7 protein-coding genes are annotated in these 6,000 nt (G+C 61.2%); 3 read left to right on the top strand and 4 right to left on the bottom strand.

What is annotated here, in order from left to right; genetic code table 11:
• Nucleotides 1–6: 6 nt before the first annotated feature.
• Nucleotides 7–945 carry an oxygen-dependent coproporphyrinogen oxidase gene (gene hemF / locus LGH74_RS21505; protein ID WP_226179619.1) on the top strand — a complete coding sequence of 313 codons (939 nt, stop codon included), beginning with the start codon at nt 7–9 and terminating at the stop codon, nt 943–945.
• 2 nt (nt 946–947) lie between these two features.
• Complete coding sequence (locus tag LGH74_RS21500) at nt 948–1,535, top strand: phosphatase PAP2 family protein (RefSeq protein ID WP_226179613.1); 588 nt, start codon at nt 948–950, stop codon at nt 1,533–1,535.
• Between the two features lie 54 nt (nt 1,536–1,589).
• Here LGH74_RS21500 and LGH74_RS21495 read toward each other — a convergent pair whose 3' ends face one another.
• From LGH74_RS21495 to LGH74_RS21480, 4 genes are all read right to left on the bottom strand, one after another.
• On the bottom strand, nt 1,590–1,793 hold the full coding sequence (locus LGH74_RS21495) for a hypothetical protein (protein ID WP_226179611.1): 204 nt from the start codon (nt 1,791–1,793) through the stop codon (nt 1,590–1,592).
• A 152-nt stretch (nt 1,794–1,945) separates the two neighbouring features.
• Nucleotides 1,946–2,671 carry a phosphodiester glycosidase family protein gene (locus tag LGH74_RS21490; protein WP_226179609.1) on the bottom strand — a complete coding sequence of 242 codons (726 nt, stop codon included), beginning with the start codon at nt 2,669–2,671 and terminating at the stop codon, nt 1,946–1,948.
• Between the two features lie 179 nt (nt 2,672–2,850).
• Nucleotides 2,851–3,441, bottom strand: coding sequence for a riboflavin synthase (locus LGH74_RS21485; protein WP_226179607.1), 591 nt, complete (start codon nt 3,439–3,441; stop codon nt 2,851–2,853).
• 276 nt (nt 3,442–3,717) lie between these two features.
• Complete coding sequence (locus LGH74_RS21480; RefSeq protein WP_226179605.1) at nt 3,718–5,136, bottom strand: sugar transferase; 1,419 nt, start codon at nt 5,134–5,136, stop codon at nt 3,718–3,720.
• A 171-nt stretch (nt 5,137–5,307) separates the two neighbouring features.
• Between LGH74_RS21480 and LGH74_RS21475 the strand changes: the two genes are divergently transcribed.
• Nucleotides 5,308–5,964 carry a protein-L-isoaspartate(D-aspartate) O-methyltransferase gene (locus tag LGH74_RS21475; protein ID WP_226179603.1) on the top strand — a complete coding sequence of 219 codons (657 nt, stop codon included), beginning with the start codon at nt 5,308–5,310 and terminating at the stop codon, nt 5,962–5,964.
• The last annotated feature ends 36 nt before the right edge of the window (nt 5,965–6,000 follow it).

Here is a 6,000-nt window from a genome sequence, read left to right as displayed (position 1 = left end):
TATTCTATGCTGACTGCCTCATCTTCCCTACCACCTGCTGCCACCTTCCGCGAAACCGTGGCCGACTGGCTGCGCGACTTCCAACAACGCCTGTGCGCGCAGTTGGAAGCCGCCGATGGCGTGGCCACGTTTCAATCCGACAACTGGCAGCACGGCAGCGGCGGCGGCGGCCTTTCCCGCGTCATTCAGGGCGGACGGGTGCTGGAAAAGGGCGGCGTGAACTTCTCGGCCGTGTGGGGCGAAATGAGCGAGCAGGCCGCCCGGGTGCTGCTCATGCCCAACCCCAACTACTTTGCCACCGGCGTGAGCGTAGTGCAGCACCCGCGCAGCCCCATGGTGCCCATTGCCCACATGAACGTGCGCTACTTTGAGGCCGGCAACGGCGAGGCCTGGTTTGGCGGCGGCATCGACTTGACCCCAATTTACGTGGATGAATCCCAGGCCCGCTGGTTTCATGAGCAGCTCAAGGCCGTGTGCGACGCGCATAACCCGGCCTACTACCCGCGCTTCCGGCAGTGGGCCGATGACTACTTTTTCCTGCCCCACCGCCAGGAAACCCGGGGCGTGGGCGGTATTTTCTTCGACCGGCTCACGGTGGGCAAAGACGGCACCCGCGAGGAGCTGTTTGCCTTTATTCAGGCCGTGGGCAACGTATTCGGGCCTACCTATACCGAGCTGATGCGCCAGAACCAGGACCGGCCCTTCGGCGAGCGGCAGGTGCAGTGGCACATGCTGCGCCGGGCCCGCTACGCCGAGTTCAACCTGGCCTTCGACCGGGGCACGCGCTTCGGCCTGGAAACCGGCGGCCGCACCGAAAGCATCCTGATGAGCCTGCCGCCCCGCTGCGAGTGGCACTACGACCAGCGCCCCGAGCCTGGCTCCCCGGAAGCTACCACCCAGGCCTGGCTGCGCAAGGGCGTGCAGTGGCTCGAAAACCCCAGCTAGCCTTGATCGAACAACTCCAAGCCCTGGACCGCTGGCTCTTGCTGGCCGCCAACAACCACCATTCCAACACGCTGGATGCGTGGATGATCTTCTTTTCGGAGCGCTTCGTGTGGTTTCCGGCCTATCTGGTTATTCTGCTCGTGCTGGGCTACATGTTCCAGCGGCGCGCTACGCTGCTGCTGCCGCTGCTGGGCTTGAGCGTGGCCCTGGCCGACGGCATTTCCAGCCGGTTCTTCAAGCCCTACTTCGCCCGCCTGCGCCCCTGCCACGACCCGCAGCTGTCGGCCACGCTCAACCTGGCCAGCGGCTGTGGTGGGCAATTTGGCTTTATGTCGTCGCACGCGGCCAATGCCTTTGCCCTGGTGGTTTTTTTGTGTCTGGCCCTACCCCGGCGCTACTGGCTGGCGAAAGTACTGGTGCTCATCTGGGCCATACTGGTGTCGTACAGCCGCATGTACCTGGGCGCCCACTACCCTTCCGACGTGCTGGCCGGTGCCACGCTGGGCAGCCTGGCGGCCTGGAGCTGCTTCCGGCTCTATCAACTCGGTGCCGCGCGCTGGTGGCCGGGTCAGCGTTCAGCCCAAGCCTAACACCATAAAAAGGCCCCACCGCAGCTGCGGTGGGGCCTTTTTATGGTAGTTCAATTACTTCCTGGCGGGCTTGCGGTTGCCGGTGTGCCCGTCGCCCCGGTCGCCCTGACCAGACCGGCTGGTGATGCGGGAGTTGTGCTTATCATCCTGCGACAACGACCGGTTCAGGTCAACTTCACTGGTGAACTGACCTTTCTCATTGCGGCGCACGTAGCGCTTGTCGCCCTGGCTGGGCTCAATCAATTCGCGTTTTGACATTGCTTGGAAGGAACAAGGTGAGGATAAGCTCTATACGCAGCGCAAAACGGCTGGTTGGGTCGATCCGCGCTACTGGTTGAGCTTAATATGCTTCTGCTCAGCGCTTCCTGCTGACCCGGCTCGTTCGGTTTCCCGACCCTGCCAGCTGTTTATCACCTCGGCTCGGTTACCCCGATCATCACCCCAAAATTGCCGTCGGTTTGCACCCATTGCTGTTCCGGCAAATACGTGCGCGACACCAAACCGTCGAGGTAAAGGGCATTGCGGCAGCCCTGCCGCCGGAAATACTCGGCGAAATCGTAGAGGCTGATGGGCTCCTTGGACATGGCACAAACGACCCGGCCATCGGGCAGCACACCCACGCCATTGCGGACGTTAAGATTGGGGGAGCCGGGCTTGAAGGCGGGATGGATGCGGCCCCCAACCACGAGCATGGGCCCCGATTGCGTGGCGTAGGCTATGGCTTTGGAATACCGGAACGCGGCGGTTGGGCACACCACGGCCTGGTGGGCCACAGTGGTGTAAAACACCCCGTTGGGCAGCAGGTAGAAATTGCCGCTGCCGGTAGTAGTATCAAGCGGCGTTACAACCCGGGAATCCTGAATAAAGAGGCCCTGGGGTGCATTATCGGCCTTGTACATTCCGGCATTCATGCCAAATACCAGGCGCTGCCCCCGACCCTGCAGCCACGCGTTAAGCCGCTGCAAGCTGTGCAGAGGCTGGCCCACGTCGTCTTTCCAGTACAGCCGCAGGGTTTGCGTGCGTAGGTCCACCCGGTAGCTGACAAAGCGGCTATCCTTCTCGGGCTGGGCACTGCTGCACGCCACGGCTACCACCAGCACCAAACCGAGCAGTGCGCGAGCAACTTTTGCTGGCATACAGTTCTTACTTAATCTCTCCTTTTCAATACCGCCAAAGCAGTATTCTGCACGCCGCCGCTAGTACCAGGGCTCCAGGTGCTTCATATTGTGACTGTGTATTTTCCAGGCGGCACACCCGACGCAGACCGGAAAGAAATACGCTTGGTGGTAATGCGTAGGAAGGAGCTGCTATTATCTTACTTCCCCAGCATCTTGGCCACGTACTTGCCTACAATATCGAACTCCAGATTCACCAGGTCGCCGGCCCGCAGGTGGCGGAAGGTGGTGTGCTCGTAGGTGTAGGGAATGATGGCCACGGCGAAGGTCTCGTCGGTCGAGTCGAAGCAGGTGAGGCTGGTGCCGTTGATGCAGATCGAGCCTTTTTCCACCGTCACGCGGCTCGGGCCGGGCGCGTGGCGGAAGCGGTAGAGCCAGCTGCCGTTCTGGTCGGTCACCGATTCGCAAGTAGCCGTCAGATCCACGTGGCCCTGCACGATGTGGCCGTCGAAGCGGCCGTTGGCGGCCAGGCAGCGCTCCAGATTCACCTGCCGGCCGGGAGCCCAGCTACCCAGGTTGGTTTTTTGCAGCGTCTCGTCGATGGCTGTTACTACGTGAGTGCCGGCGGCTGCGTCTACGGCTACTACCGTGAGGCACACGCCGTCGTGGGCCACGCTCTGGTCGATCTGCAGCTCGTGGGCAAAGGGCCCGGCCACGGTGAAATGGCGGTTAGTGCCTTCCGTCTGCACGGCCGTAATCGTGCCCAGGGCTTCTACAATTCCAGTAAACATTCTGTTAATGTGCTAATATGGTTGAATGTGCTGATGTGCTAATGCTCAACACGTCATTGTGAGCTTACGAAGCAAGCTGTCCTCCGAAATGTGCTCAGCTATCTTCTACGACAAGCCTTTGGTATAACAACGAAAAGGGCTTTGTGGGTAAAGAAAGTGACTACCTGCGCAGAGGACGGATTAGCTTCGCTGTCCTTCGGGTGCCACGGCTGCGCCTCGTAAGGCCGCATTCAACCATATTTAGCACGTTCAAAACACATTAGCACCTCAGCACATCTATTTCCCCCGCCCTTCCACGATGATTTTCAGCGTGTAGAGCATCACCCGGAAGTCCATGGCCAGACTCATGTTTTCGATGTAGAGAATGTCGAATTTGAGCCGCTCCACCATCTGATCTACGGTTTCGGCGTAGCCGTATTTCACCTGGCCCAGGCTGGTGATGCCGGGCCGCACGCGGTGCAGGTGGCGGTAGTGGGGCGCTACTTTCACAATCTGGTCGATGTAGAAGCGGCGCTCGGGCCGCGGGCCCACCAGGCTCATATCGCCCTTCACCACGTTCCAGAACTGGGGCAGCTCATCGAGGCGCACCTTGCGCATGAAGCGGCCCCAGGGCGTGATGCGCGGGTCGTGGTCCGACGACAGTGCGGGGCCCTGCTTTTCGGCGTCCACGTACATCGAGCGGAACTTGTAGATGCGGAAGGGCTGGGCGTTGATGCCGATGCGCTCCTGGGCGTAAAAAATGGGCCCCGGCGACGAGAGCCGCACCATTACGGCCGTGAAGGCGTACACGGGCCAGGCCAGCAGCAGAAACAGCAGGGAGCCCACAATATCGAGGCCGCGCTTGGTAAACTCCTGCCACGGCGGCAGCAAATCGTGCTTGATTTCGATGAGCGGCGTGCCAAACAGATGGTTTACCTTCACCGAGCCCAGCAGCATCTGGTACAAGTCGGGCAGGATGCTCACCCGGGCCGGCGTGCCTTCCAGCAGCGCCAGAATTTCCTGGATCATGCGGTGCTCACTGGGCTCGATGGCAATGATAACCTGCTCGATCTTGAGGGCCCGGATCAGGGCCGGCAGGCGGGTGTAGGAGCCCCGGGCGGGCAATTCGGCGGCCAGCTGCGGGTCTACCGTGTCGCCCACGGGCGTAAAGCCGACCAGCTGCAGCCCCAGGTGCTTGCCAGTGCGGGCCAACTCGTGGTAGGTTTCGCGGGCCAGAATGTTGGAGCCCACCAGCAGCGTATTAAACGAAATAACGCCCCGCCGCACCAGGTGCTGCACGGTAGTAATAGCCCAGGTGCGCAGAACGGCCGTGATAAAGAAGTGCAGCAGGAAATAAGCCGTAATCGTCTTGTAGTAAAGCCGGTAGGAGCTCACACCCTGATCATCGAGCAGCAGGGCGAAGAAGATAACCAGGGCGCCGAGCACCGAAATGCGGGCCAGCCGGATAATCTCGGCCAGGCGCGACTTGCGGAAAATGTCGCGGTATTCGCCGATGAGCGTGTAGAGCACCGCCCAGAACAGGGCAATCATCAGGGCCGAGCCCGTGAGGGTAAACAGCTCGCCGCCGGTGAAGCGGTAGCCTTCATTAATCTCGCTGAGCAGGTATTTGCGCAGCAGAAAAAAACACATCCAGGCCAGAAGGGCCGCCAGAAAATCGGCGGCAATCAGCTTTAGCTTTTGAAAGGTGCGCGTCAAGGGAATAGCGGGGGCAAACCGGCCAAAGCCGGCAAACAAATGGGTTATATGGGCACGATGCCGTAATTTGGCGGCAGATATGGCGCAGAAAAGGCCTTTTCGCCTCTTGCTGAGCCGCGCAAAGGTAGGGCATTAACCCATACTCCCGACATCGGCCCAACCCCACACTCCATGCACGCTGATACGTACCGACACCGCGGCCTGCGCCGCTCCCTCGTGGAAGAATTGCGCCGCAAGGGAATCCGGGACGAGCGGGTGCTGACGGCCCTTGCCACGGTGCCGCGCCACTTGTTTTTCGAGCCCGGCTTTCAGCAGCACGCTTACCAGGACAAGGCCTTTCCCATCGGGCAGGGCCAGACGATTTCGCAGCCCTATACCGTGGCTTACCAAACCGAGCTGCTCCAGCTGCGGGCCACCGACCAGGTGCTGGAAATCGGGACGGGCTCGGGCTACCAGTGCGCCGTACTGCTGGAGCTGGTGCCCGACGTGTGCAGCATCGAATACAACCAAGTGCTGTTTGAAAGCACCCGCCGCCGGCTCGCCGCTTTCAACCTGGCGCCCCGGCTCTTTTGCGGCGACGGCAGCCTGGGCCTGCCCGCCCACGCGCCCTTCGACAAGATCTTGGTGACGGCCGGCTCCCCTACCATTCCGCGCACGTTGCTGCGGCAGCTGCGCGTGGGCGGGGCGCTGGTCATCCCCGTGGGCGACGAGCATACCCAGCGCATGATGCGGGTGGTGCGTGAGAGTGAGGAGGAATTCGTGCGCGAGGAATTCGAGGAGTTCCGGTTCGTGCCTCTGCTGGGCCAGGCTGGGTGGAATAGGAATTAAGAATTGGGACTACGGCTACCCAAAACGTCATGTCTT

The organism is Hymenobacter lucidus (assembly GCF_020447265.1).
GTDB lineage: Bacteria > Bacteroidota > Bacteroidia > Cytophagales > Hymenobacteraceae > Hymenobacter > Hymenobacter lucidus.
The sequence above is the reverse complement of the archived record's forward strand: the minus strand, read 5'-3'. Positions and strand labels throughout refer to the sequence as shown.

Bases quoted from the DNA above. Each gene is read 5' to 3' on its own strand.
- LGH74_RS21495 (WP_226179611.1), bottom strand. From the start codon at position 1,793: ATGTCAAAACGCGAATTGATTGAGCCCAGCCAGGGCGACAAGCGCTAC.
- LGH74_RS21475 (WP_226179603.1), top strand. From the start codon at position 5,308: ATGCACGCTGATACGTACCGACACCGCGGCCTGCGCCGCTCCCTCGTG.
- LGH74_RS21485 (WP_226179607.1), bottom strand. From the start codon at position 3,441: ATGTTTACTGGAATTGTAGAAGCCCTGGGCACGATTACGGCCGTGCAG.
- LGH74_RS21490 (WP_226179609.1), bottom strand. From the start codon at position 2,671: ATGCCAGCAAAAGTTGCTCGCGCACTGCTCGGTTTGGTGCTGGTGGTA.
- hemF (WP_226179619.1), top strand. From the start codon at position 7: ATGCTGACTGCCTCATCTTCCCTACCACCTGCTGCCACCTTCCGCGAA.